Origin of the sequence: Streptomyces sp. 549, from assembly GCF_030124175.1 — a bacterium.
Lineage (GTDB): Bacteria > Actinomycetota > Actinomycetes > Streptomycetales > Streptomycetaceae > Streptomyces.
Map to the genome: position 1 here is coordinate 43,228 of NZ_JASKMT010000003.1, position 17,258 is coordinate 60,485.

The window sequence follows — 17,258 nt, forward strand, 5'->3', positions numbered from 1 at the left end:
CGCCACTCTACGAGAACGCGATGTATCGCGTCATCCGCTTTTCCGCCCGGTTTTCGCTTCCGCGGGGGCGGGACGTGGTGCGGTGCGGGGCTCAGGCGCGCGGGCCGGCGGCGCCGCGGCTGTCGCCGGGGAACGGGTGCACGGTGTACCCGGCGCGGCGCAGCGCCTCGGCGACCTCGGCGCAGTGCTCGGGGCCCTTGGTCTCCAGGTGCACCTCGACCTCGGCCTCGGTCAACCCCAGCCGCGGATCGGTCCGCACGTGGCTGACGTCCAGGACGTTGGCGTCGGCGGCCGACAGCTCGCCCATCAGCGCGGCCAGTGCGCCCGGCCGGTCGGTGAGGCGCAGCCGCAGCGACAGGTAGCGGCCGGCGGCGGCCATGCCGTGCCGCAGGGTGCGCTGGAGCACCAGCGGATCGACGTTGCCGCCCGACAGCACCGCCACGACCGGGCCCTCGAACGCCGCCGGATCGCTCAGCAGCGCCGCGACCGGGCTGGCCCCGGCGGGCTCGACGACCAGCTTGGCGCGTTCCAGGCACAGCAGCAGCGCGCTGGACAGCGCGTCCTCGGAGACGGTCCGGATCTCGTCGACGAGGTCGCCGACGATCCGGAACGGGACCTCGCCCGGCTGGCCCACCTTGATGCCGTCGGCCATGGTGGCCACCGAGTCCAGCGCCACCGGCCGGCCCGCCGCCAGCGACGGCGGGTACGCGGCGGCGCCCTCCGCCTGCACGCCCACCACCCGCACGTCGGGACGCAGCGCCTTCACCGCCAGCGCGACACCCGCCACCAGGCCGCCGCCGCCCACGCCGACGACGATCGTGCGAACCTCGGGGCACTGCTCCAGGATCTCCAGCCCGACCGTGCCCTGGCCGGCCACCACGTCGGGGTGGTCGAAGGGGTGGATGAACACGGCGCCGGTCCGCTGCGCGTACTCCACGGCCGCGGCCAGCGACTCGTCCACCACCTGCCCGTGCAGCACCACCTCGGCGCCGTACTCACGGGTCGCGGCGAGCTTGGGCAGCGGCGCGCCGACCGGCATGAACACCGTGGAGCGCACACCCAGCAGCGACGCGGCCAGCGCCACGCCCTGCGCGTGGTTGCCGGCACTGGCCGCGACCACGCCCCGGGCACGCTCCTCGGCGGTCATCGCGGCGATCCGCACGAAGGCGCCGCGGATCTTGAAGGAGCCGGTGCGCTGGAGGTTCTCGCACTTGAAGTGCACGGGGGAACCGACCAGCTCGGTGAGATGCCGGCTTCCCTCCATCGCCGTCATCCGGGCGACGCCCGCGAGCACCTTGTGGGCGCTGTGGACGTCGTCGACGGTGAGGGCACGGGGGCTTTCAGCCATGCGGCCAGTGTGGCAGCACCGGGCCCCTCGCCACGAACCGAGCCGCCGGGCCCGAGCCGGGCGTGAGCGGAAGCCGAGCCCCAGCCCGGACCGAACCCGAACCCGAACCCCAGCCGCGAACCCCAGCCGTGCCGTGCCCGTGCCGTGCTGCCGTGCCGTGCCGTGCCGTGCCGCCCGGAACGCCTCCGGAGGCCGGTCGGCAACGATCTCGGTGCCGATCCCGCAGCAGCGGCACGGGACTCCGGCAACCGGCGTACTCTGTCCCCCACCCTCACCGCAGTTCCGACGTCGTACCTCCAACGAAGCGAGCACCCCGGCCATGCCCACGCACCCGGACATGACGACTGACACCGACCAGAACCGCACCGACTCCCCCCTCCTCGACGCGATGCAGCACCAAGTCGCGCTCTTCGCCCGCCGAGCAGAGCAGACCCGACTCGGCGGCGTCGGCCAGGCCCGCAACTCCATGGACCGCGCCGCGTACCTCCTCCTCAACCGCCTTGACCAAGACGGCCCGACAGGCGTGAAGGCACTCGCCGCCGGCATGGGGATCGACTCCTCCACCGTGACCCGGCAGGTCGCGCCACTGGTCGACTCCGGTCTGGTGAAACGCACTTCGCATCCCGAGGACGGCCGTGCCGTCGTCCTCCAGCTCTCCCCGCGCGGCGCCGGGCGGTTGGAGCAAGTACGCTCCTCCCGACGCGAGTTGATGGCGCTGCTGACCGAGGACTGGTCGCAGACTGAACGCGACACGTTCTGCGACCTGCTGACCCGGTTCAACGAGGCGCTGTCCGAGCTGCATTCGCCGGACGCCTCCTCCTCCTGACGCGGAGCCCCGCCCCTCCTCCCTCCTGCTTTCCGCAGTTCTGCGCACCTCCCCGCGGCACGTCCCGGCCGCCGCACGCCCGCGGTCACCCGCGACGGCCGGGCTGGGGCTGACCGGCCCGGCCGGGAAACCGCCGTGGCGCGTTCGTGACCGGGCGGCCCCTTGACCGGGCGGGCGGTCCGGAGCCCTACTGGCAGGGTGGGAGAGCGGCGGGAAGCCCGGGATCGCCGTCTCGCCCGTGACTTCGACACGTTCGTCACGGGTGCCGGCGGCCGGCTGCTGCATGTCGCGGCGCTGCTCACCGCCGAACCTGCCGAGTGCTGCCCGGCCGCGCGCCGGCTGCTGACCGCGGCGCTCGCCCGCACCTACGCGTCCTGGCCCGGTCTGCACGGCGAGGACCCCTACGACCGGGCCCGGCAGGAACTCGTCGCCCTGTTCGCACACACCGCGTGGCGGTACCGCCGTGCGCGCGGTGGGCCGCTGGGCCGGCTGACGCCGCTGGAACGGCTGGTGGTCGTGCTGCGGTTGCACGAAGGGGTCGCCGAGGAGCAGGCCGCCGCCGTGCTGGGGCTGCCCCCGGACCGGGTGCGGGCGGTGTGCGCCCGCGCCGTGACCGCCCTGCGCCGCCCCGCACCCGCGACGCCCGCCGGGGCCGGTGCGACGGGCGCGGCTGCCGGGGCTGGCAGCACTGGTGCGGCTGCCGGGGCGCTCGGCGAGCCGCCCCTCGCGGAGGTGCCGCGATGAGCGCGCAGGAGCGCAAGGAGCAGCAGGTCAGGCAGCTGATGGACGGTCCGCGACCGGCCGTGCCGCCGGAACTGGGCAGTCAGGCCGCCGACATCGGGCGGCGGCGGCTGCACCGCCGCCGGGCCGCGCTGGCCGCACTGTGGACGGTGCTGACGCTGGCCACCGCCGTGTTCTGCGTCTGGGCCGCCGTCACCCGGCCGTGGGAGGCGCCACCCGACATGGTGACGCCCCCGCTGTACGGCTGGTGACCCCGAGCGGGCCACCCGCCGTGCGGCGGGGGCGTTCGTACGTCAGCCCAGGGCCGCGGTGAGGTCGGCCAGCAGGTCGTCGACCGACTCGATGCCGACCGACAGCCGCACCAGGTCCGAGGGCACCTCCAGCGCCGAACCCGCCACCGAGGCGTGCGTCATCCGGCCCGGGTGCTCGATCAGCGACTCCACGCCGCCCAGCGACTCACCGAGGATGAACAGCTCCGCGCGGTTGCAGACCTCCACCGCCGCCTCCTCGCCGCCGGCGACCCGGAACGACACCATGCCGCCGAAGGAGCGCATCTGCTTCGCGGCGATCTCGTGCCCGGCGTGCGACTCCAGGCCCGGGTAGAACACCTCGGCGACCTTCGGGTGCGCGGCCAGCGCCTCCGCGATGCGGGCGGCGTTCGCACTGTGCCGGTCCATGCGGACGGCGAGCGTCTTCACTCCGCGCAGCACCAGCCACGCGTCGAACGGCCCGGCGATGGCGCCCATGGCGTTCTGGTGGAACGCCAGCTCCTCGCCGAAGGCCGCGTCGGAGGTGACGAGCGCACCGCCGACCACGTCGGAGTGGCCGCCCATGTACTTCGTCGTCGAGTGCACGACCACGTCCGCGCCCAGCGCCAGCGGCTGCTGGAGGTAGGGGCTGGCGAAGGTGTTGTCGACGACGAGCCGGGCCCCGGCCGAGCGGGTGATGTCGGCGACCATGGCGATGTCGGTGATGCCCAGCAGCGGGTTGCTGGGCGTCTCCACCCACACCGCGCGGGTGGTGTCGCGCAGCGCGCCGCGGATCGACGCCGGGTCGGAGGTGTCGGCGACGGACCACTGCACGCCCCAGCGCTCGGCGACCTTCGCGAACAGCCGGAACGTGCCGCCGTAGGCGTCGTTCGGGATGACGATGTGGTCGCCGGGGGACAACATGGTCCGCAGCAGGCAGTCCTCGGCGGCGAGGCCGGAGGCGAACGCCAGGCCGCGGCTGCCGCCCTCCAGGGCGGCGAGGTTCTCCTCCAGCGCGGTCCTGGTGGGGTTGGCCGAGCGGCTGTACTCGTAGCCGCCGCGCAGGCCGCCGACGCCGTCCTGTTTGTAGGTGGAGACCTGGTGGATCGGCGGGACGACGGCACCCGTGAGGGCGTCCGGCTCCTGCCCGGCGTGGATCGCAACGGTCTCGAAGTGCTGGTGGCTCATGGGTCGAGCCTACGGGCTGTTCCGCGGTCCCCGCCGGACGAGCGCACGGTTCCCGATCCGTCGCATCCGCAGGGCGGCGAAGCGCTGCGGCTGCCGTCGTGCGCCCGCCGCGACTGCCGGACTGGCTGACTGGCTGACTGGCTGACGGGCTGAGGGACTGGCCTCGGGGCTCCGTACCGGGGACGCCGTACCGTGGACCCATGGAGTTCTTGCTGTCCCTCTTGCTCGTCGGCGCCGTCGTCGGCCTGTTCCTGATTCCCGCACTGCGGCGGCGCAAGGCCGTCAAGGACGCCGGGCGGGGCTTCGCCCGGGCGAACGACCCGCACACCTACGGCTTCGTGCCCGCCGAACAGCTCGACGTGCGCCTTCCCGGCCCCGACCAGGAGCTGGTCGACGCGCTGTCGGAGACCCAGCGCACCCAGGACTGGCGTCCCGTGGCCCGGCTGCTGGCGCTGAGCGCCGACTCGCCGGAGCACTGGGAGCTGCGCTGGCAGCGGGTGCAGTCGCTGGCGGGCGCGGCGGCCGTCGAACTGGCCCAGAGCCGCTCCGCGGGCGTGTCCGGCGACGCGGCCCCGGCGGAACCGGGCGGCATCTCCTTCGACAAGGCCGCCGGCCCGTCGTTCGACAAGCAGGCCCCGGGCGCGGCGAACCAGGACGGCCGCTGGCTGCGGAACTGGCGTGCCGAACGGCCCGACGACGCGGGCGGCGCGCAGGTGTACGCCCAGTTCCTGGTGTGGCAGGCGCTCGCCGAACCCGACTCCGCGGACCACCGCATCGTCCTGGAGGAGGCGCGCAACGTGGCCCACGAGGCCACCGCGCTCGCCGACGCCGACCCGACCCCGTTCATCACCGAGCTGTTCATCGGACGGGCGCTGGGCTACCGCAAGGCCGACTTCGAGTCGCTGTGGCACCAGGTGGTCCGCCGGTCCCGGCACCACATGGGCGCGCACCTGGCGGCGCTGCCGTACTGGTCGGAGAAGTGGCACGGCTCCCGCGACGAGGCGTACGCCTTCGCGCAGAGCGCCGCCGCGTCCGCGCCTCCCGGCAGCCTGCTCCCGGCGCTGCCGCTGTTCGCCGTCTACGCCCACCTGCCCGACGCACAGCTGGTGCGCGGCATGTACCAGAGCAAGATCGTCGAGGACGCGATCGAGGCCGCCGAGTTCGCGGTCGACGGCGTGCCCGACGAGCACCCGGTGCGGCCCCACGTGCTGCACCTGCTGCTGTGCTTCCTGGTGCGTGCCGAGCGCTACGACGAGGCGATGGAAGCTTTGCGGGTCGTCGACGGTTATGTGGGGGCGAGCCCGTGGGTCGACAGCGGAAGCCCGGTGACCGAGTACGCGGCCTACCGGGCGCTCGCCGTCGCCGGCTACGAGAGCCAGGGCGGCGACACCGCCGCCACCCCGCCCCCGCACTGATCCCCGCCCGGCTCCCCGGCTCCCCGGCTCCCCGGCTCCCCGGCTCCCCGGGCCACCGTCCGCCACCGCCCACGCCGCCCGCCCGTCCCCGCTCGCCGCCCACGCCGTCGAGACGAAGCGCCAAGGAGCGACCATGCTGTTCAGCCACCACAAGAAGCAGCTGCCCACTGCCGAGGAAGCCCTCAGGGGCCGCCCCGAGCCCGCCTTCGACGTCCCCGACCGGCACACCGTGCTGGGCAACCCCCTGGCCGACCCCTACCCCGAGCACCTGGAGACGGCCGACTTCGGCATGGGCTGCTTCTGGGGCGCCGAGCGGATCTTCTGGCAGCGCGAGGGCGTGTGGACGACGCTCGTCGGCTACCAGGGCGGCCGGACTCCGAACCCCACCTACGAGGAGGTCTGCTCGGGCCGCACCGGGCACACCGAGGCCGTCCGTGTCGTCTTCGACCCGGCGAAGGTCGGCTACGGCCAGCTGCTGAAGCTGTTCTGGGAGTCCCACGACCCGACCCAGGGCTTCCGCCAGGGCAACGACGTCGGCACCCAGTACCGCTCGGCCGTCTACACCCACACGCCCGCCCAGCAGAAGGAAGCCGAGGCGTCCCGAGAGTCCTACCAGCGCATGCTGGCCGCCTCCGGCTACGGCGACATCACCACCGAGATCCTGCCCGCCGAGGACCTGCCCTTCTACCCGGCCGAGGCGGCCCACCAGCAGTACCTCGACAAGAACCCGGCCGGCTACTGCGGCATCGGCGGCACGGGCGTCTCCTGTCCCGTCGGCGTCGTCCGCGCCGAGGGCTGAGCAGCTGCGGCGAACAGCCCGGCTTCGGCCGACGGATGACTCGTCCCGCCCCACTCGCTTCGGAGGGGGCGGGCGAGTCAGTCGGCGCAGAGGGCGTATCGGTTCTGCCTCACCCGTTCGAGCGGTCAGGCAGCGTCCACGCCCGATAATCTGACGCGCGGGACAAGAATCGCGCCCATGGGAGCAACCATGACCTACACATCCTCCGCCGGGCAACCGCTCATCCCCCAGCCCCCAGCCACGGTGGCCGCGCTGCGTCAGGCAGTCCGCCAGATCGCGCCAGCCGCTCTACCGGCCTTCACTCGTGAACTGGACCTTGCGGCCGACCAGTCCCGCCAGGGTTCCGACCTGGCGCCACTACAGCGTTTTGTCGCCCAGTGGGCCGTGTACGTCTACATCGAGCGTCAACCCCACCTGTCAGCGTCTCTCCGGGGCTGGGAGGAGAACGCCGAGACGGGCGATGCCGCCCAGGCGCAGCGAGCCGCCTCAGAGATCGGCCGCATCCTTGATCAGGCCCACGCCGCCGTCGGCGTTCCGTCCCGGTGAGTGAGAGGTGGCGGTGGGAGTACGACCCTGACCACGCCCACGTGGCAGGCGGCATCCCCGCGCACGTCGTGGCGGAGGTGGAACGTCTGGCCGACCAACTCGTGGACCTGGCCGCCACCGGCATCGACATCAGCGATTTGGGCAACGGCCCCCGCCCAGGCGGACTGCGCCGGATGGACGCCGCCGGCGGATGGTTCTACTTCCTCGTCGCGCCTCGTGACCTGATGATCATCGTCGTCCGCATCGTGCCGCCTTTCGACGCGCTGTAGCCCGATCACAGCAGGCTGGTTCAGAGGACCGGTGGCAACACGCCGCTCGGCGTGCTGCCCGTACGGGCAGCGCCCCGCCCAGCGCCGGGTGTCCGCCGCGCTGTCAGGCGGTGGCGAGGGTGAAGGGGTGTCCGGAGGGGTCGGCGAAGGCGCGTACGTCGCGGGTGCTGCCGTTCTCGTCGACGTCCAGCGGCTGGCCGCCGAGGCCGATGATCTCGCGCTCGGCCTGGTCCACCTCGTCGGCCGCGACGAGCAGCCTGACGTACGTCTGCTGCGTGATGCCCGCCTGCGGCCAGACCGGCGGCACCATGTTCTCGTTGCGGCGCACCTGGAGGTACGGGCCGCCCGGGCCTGACACGGTCAGGTGCTCGAGGTCGGTCTCCACCTGTATCTCGCCGCCCAGGAGTTGGGCGTAGAAGTCGGCCAGCTTCTCGGGCTCGCTCGAGTCGAGCACCAGCACGATCGCCCTCTGATTGGCCATGGTCTCTCTCGTTTCTGCTTGTCCGTCAGGATGAGGCTGTGCACTCGTTCGCCGCCTACCCCGGATGGCAGCGCACACGCGGCCTGATCTCGGCTCAACTCCCCTGTTGACAAGGTGAGGTGCAGGTTCCGCAGCCGGCGGGCACGGCGACCGGGTGACTTGCGGACGGCCCCCGTGACCGGTCGGCGGCGGCTCACGGCCGCGGCGAGGCGCGCGTGCGGACCCCCGCCGCAGACCGGCAGCAAACCGGTCGCGGACCGGCCACCCCTACCCCGAATTCGGTACACCCGCCATTCGGCGGCTCCGCCATGTGCTCCCTCCGCCGCTTCTCCGCAACTCACCCGAGAGAAATCACGGCAGGCGTGAAGTTGATTCTTCATAAACGTGCCCGGTTGAATTTTCCAACAATTGGCGTAGTCGGTCGAGCAGTTGCGAGGGCCCCGAATCTGGGTTGAACTGGATGACGTAAGCGAAAATCGCTTCCCACAAGGGGATGGTTTGATGTACTCCACGGAACAGACCGCCAAGGACGTACAGAAGTCTCTTGAGATGGACGTCGACGCGGCACTGAACCCGGCTGAGGCTGACGGCACCTACCGCGACTCGCGTGAATGTGCGGCGCTGCTTCTGCTCGCCGGCGCACTGCTGCTGTCGCCGCCGACACCTCGACCGAAGAAGGGATGACGGGGCTCGTTTGATGGAGCAGTTGTCGGGCGCAGTGTGCGACCTTGCTGCGGAGGTGGTCTCCGTCCTCACGGGCGGGGATCACCGTCCCGTCGCGGGGTCGGCCGCCATGGGCGGCGACGAAACGGTGGGGGTGGCAGCGGTCCGCGTGCTCGGGGCCGACGTGCTGCTCCCCAGCACGATCTTCCGCCGGGCAGCCGCGCAGCCGGATCTTGACCTGGTGCTTGCCGCCGTGCGGGCCTACCCGCCCGGCCCCGGCGCTTCGGTGTCCACCGCGTGGAGCCACTGGGCGATGACCCACACCCTGCGCCAGGTCGCCGGGAAAAACGCGCCGACCTGGCCGGACGCCGTGTCGGCGGAAACGGAGGAGCCGGACGCGTCCTGGCTGTCCACGGCCTCGTGGCAGGAGCTGACGCACCAGTTGGCCGTCCTGGGCGCGCTCGCCGTGCCGGCGGCCTCGTCCCGGGTCGCCGTCGAGGCCTCCCGCCGCCCGGTGGACATCTCCCGCGGCTTCGTGCGCGCGGTGCGCCGCCGGGACTGGCTGCAGGCGGCCGGGGCGGCGCGGTGGCTGGCGGTGACGGGCGGCGTGCCGGACTCCCTGGGGCTGGACGCGGGCCTGGAGTTCGTCCTGCACATGGGCGGCGCCGACCCGCGGGTGGCGCTGCACGCGCACGCCGCACAGCTGATGCTCGCCGGGGGTGAGCGGTGAAAGCGGAAATGCTGGACCGGTTCGCCCTGTCCTGCCTGCAATGGGCGCACCGGAACAGGGAACGGTTCCGCATTTCCCGCGACGTCACGGACCCGGAAACCGATCTGAACTGGACGATGAAACCGCTGGGGGAACTCGCCCAGCTGAGTGGTTCCGTCCGGCAGCTCACCGGCAGCGGGCCGGTGCAGCGGCTGGCGCGGGAACTCCAGGAACTGTGCTGGCAGGAAGTGCGGTCCGGAAAGGTACTGCTCGACCTGTTCCGCGCGGAACCGCAGGCGACCTATCCGCTGGAGATCTACGCCGCGTTCGCCGGTGCGGGAATGCGCGACCAGGAGTTCGAGCGGTTCGCGGCGACCGTCTGCGGAACCCGTGCCTGGCGGCTCACGGAGCAGGAACCGAACCGGCGGCTGGGCATTCTCAACGCCGAGCGGCGCAGCGGCTTCACCCCGCACGGGCCGTTCGGTCCGGCGCTGCGGCGGACCTGGCTCGGCGGCCTGCCCGAGCCGTGGACGTTCGAGCGCGCGGCGGGCTACCACCTGACGCACGCCGTCTTCCACGTCACCGACTGGGGTGCGGCCCCCCACCGGCTTCCCGCGGACCTGGGCGACTACCTGCGCATGTGGCTGCCGTGCTGGCTGGACGCCTGCCTGGAGGCCGAGCAGTGGGACCTGTGCTGCGAGCTGCTGGCGGTCGGCGCCAGCCTGCCGGAGCCGCCGCCCGGGGAGTTGCTGGACCCGGCGTGGCTGCGCCTGTCGGAGGTGCAGGGCGCGGACGGCTCGCTGCGCGAGACCGGGTCGGCGCCGACCGGCAAGGGCCCGGAGCTGGCGTTCGCGTACAGCTACCACTCGACGCTCGCCGCGGCCTTCGCGGCGACGCTCAGCGCCGGACGGCAGCGGCAGGGAGACCGGCCGCAGGCACAACAGCAGCAGGCGCAGCCGGCGCGGGGACGGCAGCGGCAGAGAGGGCGACGGGACGGCGCGCCGGACCGCGCCCCGAGTGAGTGGACGGGGGAACGCGTATGACGACGCCGGTTGCGGACACCGGCCTGCTCCACGGCGTCGGGGCCCGTGCCATCGAGTGGCTGCACCGGCACCGGGACGGGTTCCGGCCCCGGCAGGACGCGGACACCTCCGACTGGGAGGTGAAGGACCGGCTGAAGCCGATCGGGGAGCTGGCGCTGATCGGCAAGGTGCTGTTCCGGGAGGGCGTCGCCGGCTCCCGGCAGGCGGCGCTGACCCGGCAGCTGCTCGACCACGCGTGGCGGGAGCTGCTGGACGGCGGGCAGCTGCTCACCTGGATGCAGCGGCACGAGCCGCTGTCACCGATCCCGTTCGAGATCTACGTCCCGTTCAAGGAACTGGGCTACTGCGAGCCCGCGTTCGAGGACGCGGCCCGGTTGGCGCACCGGCTTCGCAGCTGGGCGGCGATGGAGGCGGTACCGGTCCGGCGGCTGGGCATCGCCGCCTTCGAGCGGCGCTTCGGGCTCACCCCGCACCTGCCCGTGGCGGACGCCCTGCGCGACACCTGGCTGGGGCGCAGGCCCGAGCCGTGGACGGTGGAGCTGAACCTCGGCTACTCCGTCACGCACACCGTCTTCCACCTCACCGACTGGGGTGAGAACCCGGCCGGGCTGCCCGAGGACATCGCCGGCTACCTCGCGGACTGGCTGCCCGCCTGGACGGACGACTGGCTGGAGATCGGCCACTGGGACCTGCTCGGCGAACTGCTGGTGGTCGACGCCTGCCTGCCCCGGCCCTCGCTGGACGCCCGCGTCTGGGAGGCGTTCGCCGCCGCCCAGGCGCCGGACGGCGCGGTGCCGGCCCACGGCCCGATGCCGGAGGGTGAACCGGACGACGTGTTCGACGCCGTCTACCACCCGACACTGGTGGCCGCGTTCGCCTCGGTGCTGGCCACCTCCCGTTCCATGGGCGCCCTTTCGGACGCCACCCCGTGAGCGGTCCGGAACCCGGGACGCGGCAGGTGGAGTTCACCGGGGACGGCTCCGGCCGTGCCGCGGGACGGCGGGTGCGGGAGCGGCTGGCGGACGCCGTGCGGTCGGTGGACGCGCCCGACGTGGTGTTCGCCTGGTCCCGCGACGGCGAGCGGGTGGTGTGCAGCGGCGGCACCGCGCCGCGTCCGCCGGTCGGCCGCGACCGGCTGCGGTACGAGATCGGCTCGGCGGGCAAGACCTTCACCGGCCTGCTGCTGGCCGACCTGGTCCGCTCGGGTGAGGTGCGGTGGCTGGACCCGGCCGCCGCGTTCCTGGCGCCGGACCTGGCGCCCGGCCGCAGACCGGTGAGTCTGCTGCACCTCGTCACGCACACCTCAGGACTGCCGCGCCTGCCGGCGGACTTCTACCCGCAGGCCCTCCCGCGCTGGACTGGCAACCCCTACGCCCGCTACTCCGCCGCGCGGGTGGTGGCCGCCTTCCTGCGCGGGCACCGGCGCCACCGGCCGGGCAGCCGGTGGCGGTACTCCAACTTCGGGGTGTCCGTCCTCGGCCACAGCCTGGCCGCCGCCACCGGCACGCCGTGGGCGGACCTGCTGGACGCGCGGGTGCTGACGCCGCTGGGGCTCGCCGGGACCGCGACGCGTCCGGCCGGTGGGCACCGCGACGCCGTGGGCCACGGCCGGGACGGCCGCACGCCCGTGCCGCCGCTGCTGATGGGCGGCTTCGAGCCTGCCGGCGCGATGCGGGCCACCCCGCACGACCTGCTGCGCTACCTGGAGGCCCATCTGGGGCCCGCCGGGACGCCGCTCGCTGACGCCCTGCGCACCGTGCGCCGTCCGGTCCTGCGCCGCGGCCCCGGCCACCGCCACGTGCACACCGCGACCTGGTTCCAGGAGGACACCGAACGCGGGCCGATGCTCTTCCACTCCGGAGCGACCTGCGGGCAGCAGGCCTACCTGGGCTTCCGCCCGGCCACGGGGACGGCCGTCGCCGCCGTGTGCACCCGGCGCTTCCGGCTCAGCGACCCGTTCCTCCCGGCTGCCTGCGCGCTGCTCGCCGACCCCGCGCTGTGACCCGGCTGCCGCGCTGTGACCCGGCTGACGCGCCTCGCGCCGGTGCCGTTCCCGGTGGGCGGTCGCGGGCATGCCGGAGCCGGAGCCCGGCGGCTGTCCGGGCTCCGGCTCTGCTCGGCACGCAGCCGCGGGTCGGCGCACCAGCGGTGCACGGCCCTGCGGCCACTGCGGAGCGGCAGCGGTACGACGTCACAGGAATCGAGTGGAGTCGGAGGAACGGGACGGAACAGGTAGCGGAAGGAGGTCAGTTCATCGGGCTCCCGGCGGATCGGTGGCGGACGCGGGTCGAGGGGTGTCGGACGAACACGGCAGGTGCGGCTGGATCTGCCTCGGAGGTGGAACGCCCCAAGGCTGCCCATCTCCACGGGCCCTGCACCTGCCGCGCCCCCGCTTCACCCGAAAGCGTCACACCACACCCGGCACGCTGACCTGCCACGAACGACCGGTGCGGGCAGGGCGGGGCCGGGTGCGGTCAGCGGCGCAGGTGGGCGTGCACGGTGTCCGCGATGGCTTGGGTGTACCGCACGATGCCCGGGGACGGCACCGGGCAGGGCCGCGGAGTGGACGTCGTCGGGGCCAGGCAGAAGTGCAGCAGATCGTCGGAACGGTGCATGCGGGCCGTCCCGTTCTCGCAGAAACCCGCGCGGGCCCGCTCGGCGGCGGTGCACGGCAGCCGCTCGGCGTAGGCGTAGCGGTCGGCTGCCGGGGCGACGCGGGCGCCCGCGTCGGCCAGCACGCCGCCGGTGGCCCGTGCGTGCGCGGTGTAGAGGTCGTTGACCCTGCGCACGCGGTCGGGGCGCATCGCGTCGGGCCCCTGGAGTACCCAGACCAGCGTCGGACGGGCGAGGCCGGCGTCCCGGGCCGCGTCGTGGATCTCCCGCGTCAGCGCCCGTGCGTCGTCGGCGTAGCGGGCGTAGTAGGCGGCGGTGTCGGACTCCGTCTGCCGCATGCACGGCGTGTAACCCCAGGAGTTGCCCCAGAACTGGAGCACCACGGTGGTGGGCCGGAACGCGCGGACGAGTTCGGCGGCCTTGTCCTCGGGCGGCACCAGCGAGTCGTCCTGCCGCCCGGCCAGGTAGTCGCAGAGCGTCGTGCCGGAGTAGGGCGCGCCGCGGTAGGCGTGGCCCCGCTCGGTCAGGCGGTCGCCCAGCTCCCGCTGGGTCTCCGTGCCGAGCGAGTCACCGAGGTACAGCACCCGGCCGGACGCCTCCCGCTCCCCCGCGCCCGAGCCGTCCGCGGCCCGGGACTGCTGCGGTGCGGGGGGCTCGGCGGAGGGGCCGGCGGACGGCGGGGCGGACGGCGACGGGGACGCCGGGGTGGGGGCGGGCGAGGCGGGCAGGTACTCCGGGCGGTCGTCGGGGACCGCGGGGGTGGTCCGGGCCTCGGACGCCGTCAGCCCACCGAGGCCGAGCAGGCCGATCAGGCCCAGCGCCAGCGCGCCTGCCGTGCACAGCAGCCACCACCGCACGCGCATGAAGTCTCCCCCCACGTCCCACATCCCACGGCCCGTCACGGTCGGGGACGGGCCGTACCGGCGGGCGGGGTTGTGGTGTCCTGCCGCCGGTGGTCAGCCGACAGGACACCACAACCCCACCCGCCGGGGGAAGGGCCAGCCGAAACCGCGCCGGGCCCGGGAAACGGCTCCGGCCCGGGCATATGGGCGGGCCCGGGCACAAGACCGGACGGACCGTCAGGACGTGTCAGACGTCCAGTGCCTCGGCGAGCGCGTCGGCCTTGGCGGCCGGGTCGTAGTCGGGGCCCACACCCTCCACGATGGCCACGTCGCCCCCGAAGTGCTCGGTGCGCAGCGGCAGGATGCGCTGGTACGCCGGTGAGCGGTACCAGGCGTGCGCGGTGGCGGCGTCGGGGAAGGCGATGAGCACCAGGTCTCCCGGCCAGGAGCCCTCCAGCACGTCCAGGCGCCCGCCGTGCACGAGGAACCGCCCTTCGAAGGGGTCGAGGGTTTCCTGGATGCGGCGGATGTACTCCAGCACGTCAGGGTGCGGGCTGCCGGAGTGCAGGTGCGCGATCCCGTAAGCGGTCATGGGCGGCCTCCGTGAGGTGTCGGGCGGTGCCGGGCGGACCGGGAGGGCCGGATGCCGCGGCACGGTCCACCTGAGCCTCGCCGGGAGCGCAGGCGCCGTCGATTACCCGGCAGGTCATGCCGGACGGACGCCGACTTGACGTTTCGCTCCGTGCGCGGGCATACGTCCTCGTTTGCAGGGAAACCGGTCTCCCGTCCGTGCACCACATCAGGGAAGGAAGTGAGGGACGTGCGGGTTGCCTTTCTCGTCGCACACGAAGGCGTCGAACAGGTCGAGCTGGCCGAACCGCGGCAGGCGGTGACCGACGCCGGGGGAACGGCGTATCTGCTGTCCACCACCGACGACGACGTGCAGGCCTTCGACCATCTCGACAAGGCCGACACCTTCACCGTCGACCGCCGGGTCTCCCAGGCCAGGGTCGAGGACTACGACGGGCTGGTGCTGCCGGGAGGTGTCGCCAACCCCGACGCTCTGCGGATGGACAGCACGGCGGTGGCCTTCGTCCGCGAGTTCTGCCAGACCGGCAAGCCGGTCGCGGCGATCTGCCACGCGCCCTGGGTACTGATCGAGGCGGACGTGGTCCGGGGCCGCATGCTGACGTCCTGGCCGAGTCTGCGGACGGATCTGCGCAACGCCGGCGCCGACTGGGTCGACGAGCAGGTGGTGGTCTGCGAGCGCGGGCCCAACGTGCTGGTCACCAGCCGCAAGCCGGACGACCTGAAGGCGTTCGGCGAGGCGTTCGTCGCCGAGTTCCGCAAGGTGGCCGCCTGACGGCGGTCCACCGCACCGCAGCCGGGCCGCGGCGACGCGCCCGAGCACGCCGGAACACGCGGAGCGTGCGCGACATGACGCAGGCGCCCGGGGGGGCCGGCGCCCCCCCCGGCGCCTCCGGCCTGTGCGGGCGCGCGTCCCCGCCGGGCCCGGGGCCGGGCCCGACGGCCCCGCGGCCGCCCCACTCGTTCCAGGACATGTTCCAGCCGTTGAGGCCGTTGTCCGGCGCGATGGAGCGGTCCGGGGAGTTCTTCACGACGACCAGGTCGCCGACCATGGACTGCTTGAAGAACCAGGCGCCGTCGGTCGAGGGGTCGTCCGCGCCCTTGACGTCCTTCAGGCCCACGCAGCCGTGGCTGGTGTTGCCCGAGCCGAAAGGCGCGCCCCAGTAGTTGCCGTGGATGAAGGTGCCCGAGGTGGACAGGCGCATGGCGTGCGGCACGTCGGGGATGTCGTACTCGCCCTCGCCGTCGTCGTCGGTGAAACCGACGGTGGCGCCGTTCATCCGGGTCTCCTTGAACATCTCGGAGACCACCATCTGACCGTTGTAGGTCGGGTTCTCCTTGCTGCCCGCGGAGATCGGGATGGTCTTGAGCGTCTTGCCGTCCCTGACCACGGTCATGGTGTACGCCGCCGTGTCCACGGTGCTGACCTGGGAGCGGCCGACGGTGAAGCTGAAGCTGCGGTCCTGGACGCCGGTGACGCCGTTGGCGCCCTCCACGCCGTCCAGGCTCATCTTCACGTCGACCTTCGAACCGGCCTTCCAGTAGTCCTGGGGCCGGAAGTCGAGCCGCTTGTCGCCGAACCAGTGGCCGACGATCTCCTGGCCGCTGCTGCTGTTGACCTCGATCGCGGCCTGGACGTCCTTCTTGTTCTCGATCGGCTTGTCGAAGTTGAGCGAGACGGGCATACCCACCCCGACGGTCGAGCCGTCCTCGGGGGTGAAGTAGCCGATGAAGCTGTTGTCGGGCGACACCGTGCTGAAGGTGGAGTTCTCGGTCGCCTCGCGGTCCTCGCCGTCCTTCGCGACGGCCTCGATGCGGTACTCGGTCGCCCGCTCCAGCCGGTTCGAGGGCTTCCACGACGTGCCGTCGCCGCTCAGCTCGCCCTCGACGGCGTCGCCGCTCTTGACGGCGGTCATGGTGACCTTCTCCAGCTTGCCGCCCTTGACCTTGACCGCGACGTCGTTGTTGATGCCCGCGTTGTCCGCGCCGTTCTTCGGGGTGATGGTTATTCGGGCGTCCGAGGAGTTCTCCGCCGCGGCCCGGTCGGCCTTCGACCGCTCCTCGCTCTTGTCGGCGCCGTCACCGCCACCACCACCACCACCGCTGCAGGCGGAGAGCACAAGCACACCACTGGCGAGAGCCGCCGTCATCGCAAAGCCCCTGCGGTGGTTCCTGACCGGGTTCACTCGCATCTCCATACGCCTTCCAAGCCCCTGACTCCCGAGAACGACCCCGCCCGAAATCCGGGCATGTCACGTCACAGTTGTACGTACGAGAACGCAAGGGAGCTGTGGCGCGTTCCACCCGGAGCCCGATTGTGGGCCAGGACACGCCCCAGTGTGGCGGAGATCACCGCGCGGGCGCCACGCCGCCCCGCCCCGGAGCCTTTCCGGGCCGTCCGGGGGCGGGGGCGCGTCGGCACCGCGTGGAGAAGCGGAAGGGGGCGCGCGGAACCTACCGGCCGCCCGCCGGATCCGCCGACCGGTCACGGGCCGCCCCGGCCGGGCCGGGGGCGGCGGACGAGGCGGTCCCGAGGCCGGGCGGCTCGTCCTCGTCGAGCGGCTCGTCCAGCTCCTCGAACTGCCACTGCTCGGCGTCGGGGTCGTAGTCCACCGTCTCGCTGCTCCACGACGCCTGGGCCAGCTGGACGCCGGGAACCGCGCTGACCAGGTCGATGGGATCGACGAGGTACGCCAGGGCCTCGGCGGGGTCGCCGGTGACCGCGGCGGTGGCGTGGCCCCGTTCCTCGTCGGGCATCAGCTCGTCGCCGCGGATGTGGTCGAGTGCGGCCCGGCCGAGCTGTTCCGGGTCGGCGACCTCAAGAACCAGCTCTACCTGGAGCCGTACGTGGCGGGCGGAAGCGGAATCTTCTTCACCGTTCATGCCACGGAGGGTAAGCGGCTTGCCCGCCCGGACTTCCCCACGACCCGCCGCCGTCG

Annotated in this window: 19 protein-coding genes and 1 pseudogene; 13 read left to right on the forward strand and 7 right to left on the reverse strand. The window is 73.1% G+C overall.

Annotated elements, in window-relative coordinates:
* Positions 1-91: 91 nt before the first annotated feature.
* Positions 92-1,348 carry a threonine ammonia-lyase gene (gene ilvA, locus QNO07_RS04285; protein ID WP_283990107.1) on the reverse strand — a complete coding sequence of 419 codons (1,257 nt, stop codon included), beginning with the start codon at positions 1,346-1,348 and terminating at the stop codon, positions 92-94.
* Positions 1,349-1,667: 319 nt separating this feature from the next.
* Between ilvA and QNO07_RS04290 the strand changes: the two genes are divergently transcribed.
* The 3 genes from QNO07_RS04290 to QNO07_RS04300 all read left to right on the forward strand — a co-directional run bounded on the left by QNO07_RS04290 (position 1,668) and on the right by QNO07_RS04300 (position 3,166).
* Positions 1,668-2,174: a MarR family winged helix-turn-helix transcriptional regulator gene (locus QNO07_RS04290; protein ID WP_283990108.1), complete on the forward strand. Its 507-nt coding sequence runs from the start codon at positions 1,668-1,670 to the stop codon at positions 2,172-2,174.
* A gap of 198 nt (positions 2,175-2,372) precedes the next feature.
* Complete coding sequence (locus QNO07_RS04295; protein WP_283990109.1) at positions 2,373-2,918, forward strand: sigma factor-like helix-turn-helix DNA-binding protein; 546 nt, start codon at positions 2,373-2,375, stop codon at positions 2,916-2,918.
* Positions 2,915-3,166: a hypothetical protein gene (locus QNO07_RS04300; RefSeq protein ID WP_283990110.1), complete on the forward strand. Its 252-nt coding sequence runs from the start codon at positions 2,915-2,917 to the stop codon at positions 3,164-3,166. The genes QNO07_RS04295 and QNO07_RS04300 overlap by 4 nt, the downstream gene beginning before the upstream one ends.
* A 42-nt stretch (positions 3,167-3,208) precedes the next feature.
* On the opposite strand, the gene QNO07_RS04305 is transcribed toward QNO07_RS04300, so the two are convergent.
* Positions 3,209-4,351, reverse strand: a complete 1,143-nt coding sequence (locus tag QNO07_RS04305; RefSeq protein ID WP_283990112.1) for a cystathionine gamma-synthase — start codon at positions 4,349-4,351, stop codon at positions 3,209-3,211.
* 200 nt (positions 4,352-4,551) lie between these two features.
* On the opposite strand from QNO07_RS04305, the gene QNO07_RS04310 reads away from it, so the two are divergent.
* The 4 genes from QNO07_RS04310 to QNO07_RS04325 all read left to right on the forward strand — a co-directional run bounded on the left by QNO07_RS04310 (position 4,552) and on the right by QNO07_RS04325 (position 7,380).
* Positions 4,552-5,766, forward strand: coding sequence for a hypothetical protein (locus tag QNO07_RS04310; protein WP_283990113.1), 1,215 nt, complete (start codon positions 4,552-4,554; stop codon positions 5,764-5,766).
* Between the two features lie 133 nt (positions 5,767-5,899).
* Positions 5,900-6,565: a peptide-methionine (S)-S-oxide reductase MsrA gene (msrA, locus tag QNO07_RS04315; RefSeq protein ID WP_283990114.1), complete on the forward strand. Its 666-nt coding sequence runs from the start codon at positions 5,900-5,902 to the stop codon at positions 6,563-6,565.
* A 189-nt stretch (positions 6,566-6,754) separates the two neighbouring features.
* Positions 6,755-7,111 (forward strand): DUF6247 family protein, encoded by a 357-nt coding sequence (locus QNO07_RS04320; protein ID WP_283990116.1) that lies wholly within the window; start codon positions 6,755-6,757, stop codon positions 7,109-7,111.
* Positions 7,108-7,380: a hypothetical protein gene (locus QNO07_RS04325; RefSeq protein ID WP_283990117.1), complete on the forward strand. Its 273-nt coding sequence runs from the start codon at positions 7,108-7,110 to the stop codon at positions 7,378-7,380. Before QNO07_RS04320 ends, QNO07_RS04325 begins: the two co-directional genes overlap by 4 nt.
* A gap of 103 nt (positions 7,381-7,483) precedes the next feature.
* On the opposite strand, the gene QNO07_RS04330 is transcribed toward QNO07_RS04325, so the two are convergent.
* On the reverse strand, positions 7,484-7,861 hold the full coding sequence (locus QNO07_RS04330) for a VOC family protein (RefSeq protein ID WP_283990119.1): 378 nt from the start codon (positions 7,859-7,861) through the stop codon (positions 7,484-7,486).
* A gap of 501 nt (positions 7,862-8,362) precedes the next feature.
* Here QNO07_RS04330 and QNO07_RS04335 point away from each other — a divergent pair.
* The 5 genes from QNO07_RS04335 to QNO07_RS04355 are packed head-to-tail and all read left to right on the forward strand — an operon-like array spanning position 8,363 to position 12,278.
* Positions 8,363-8,545 (forward strand): hypothetical protein, encoded by a 183-nt coding sequence (locus QNO07_RS04335; RefSeq protein WP_283990120.1) that lies wholly within the window; start codon positions 8,363-8,365, stop codon positions 8,543-8,545.
* Between the two features lie 13 nt (positions 8,546-8,558).
* Positions 8,559-9,254, forward strand: a complete 696-nt coding sequence (locus QNO07_RS04340; RefSeq protein ID WP_283990121.1) for a hypothetical protein — start codon at positions 8,559-8,561, stop codon at positions 9,252-9,254.
* A complete protein-coding gene (locus QNO07_RS04345; RefSeq protein WP_283990123.1) occupies positions 9,251-10,276 on the forward strand; it encodes a DUF6895 family protein in 1,026 nt (341 codons plus the stop codon). Before QNO07_RS04340 ends, QNO07_RS04345 begins: the two co-directional genes overlap by 4 nt.
* The gene (locus QNO07_RS04350; RefSeq protein WP_283990124.1) at positions 10,273-11,208 is read left to right on the forward strand and encodes a DUF6895 family protein; all 936 of its coding nucleotides are present in this window, start codon (positions 10,273-10,275) and stop codon (positions 11,206-11,208) included. The genes QNO07_RS04345 and QNO07_RS04350 overlap by 4 nt, the downstream gene beginning before the upstream one ends.
* Complete coding sequence (locus tag QNO07_RS04355; RefSeq protein ID WP_502961774.1) at positions 11,205-12,278, forward strand: serine hydrolase domain-containing protein; 1,074 nt, start codon at positions 11,205-11,207, stop codon at positions 12,276-12,278. The genes QNO07_RS04350 and QNO07_RS04355 overlap by 4 nt, the downstream gene beginning before the upstream one ends.
* Before the next feature lie 472 nt (positions 12,279-12,750).
* On the opposite strand, the gene QNO07_RS04360 is transcribed toward QNO07_RS04355, so the two are convergent.
* A complete protein-coding gene (locus tag QNO07_RS04360; protein ID WP_283990126.1) occupies positions 12,751-13,752 on the reverse strand; it encodes an SGNH/GDSL hydrolase family protein in 1,002 nt (333 codons plus the stop codon).
* 226 nt (positions 13,753-13,978) lie between these two features.
* Positions 13,979-14,323, reverse strand: a complete 345-nt coding sequence (locus QNO07_RS04365; RefSeq protein ID WP_283990128.1) for a DUF1330 domain-containing protein — start codon at positions 14,321-14,323, stop codon at positions 13,979-13,981.
* A 228-nt stretch (positions 14,324-14,551) separates the two neighbouring features.
* Between QNO07_RS04365 and QNO07_RS04370 the strand changes: the two genes are divergently transcribed.
* Positions 14,552-15,094, forward strand: coding sequence for a type 1 glutamine amidotransferase domain-containing protein (locus QNO07_RS04370; RefSeq protein ID WP_283990129.1), 543 nt, complete (start codon positions 14,552-14,554; stop codon positions 15,092-15,094).
* A gap of 181 nt (positions 15,095-15,275) precedes the next feature.
* Here the strand turns inward: QNO07_RS04370 and QNO07_RS04375 are convergent.
* Positions 15,276-16,517 (reverse strand): annotated as a pseudogene (locus tag QNO07_RS04375) (L,D-transpeptidase); the annotation flags it as partial.
* 256 nt (positions 16,518-16,773) lie between these two features.
* Positions 16,774-17,202 (reverse strand): hypothetical protein, encoded by a 429-nt coding sequence (locus QNO07_RS04380; RefSeq protein ID WP_283990130.1) that lies wholly within the window; start codon positions 17,200-17,202, stop codon positions 16,774-16,776.
* Between the last annotated feature and the right edge of the window lie 56 nt (positions 17,203-17,258).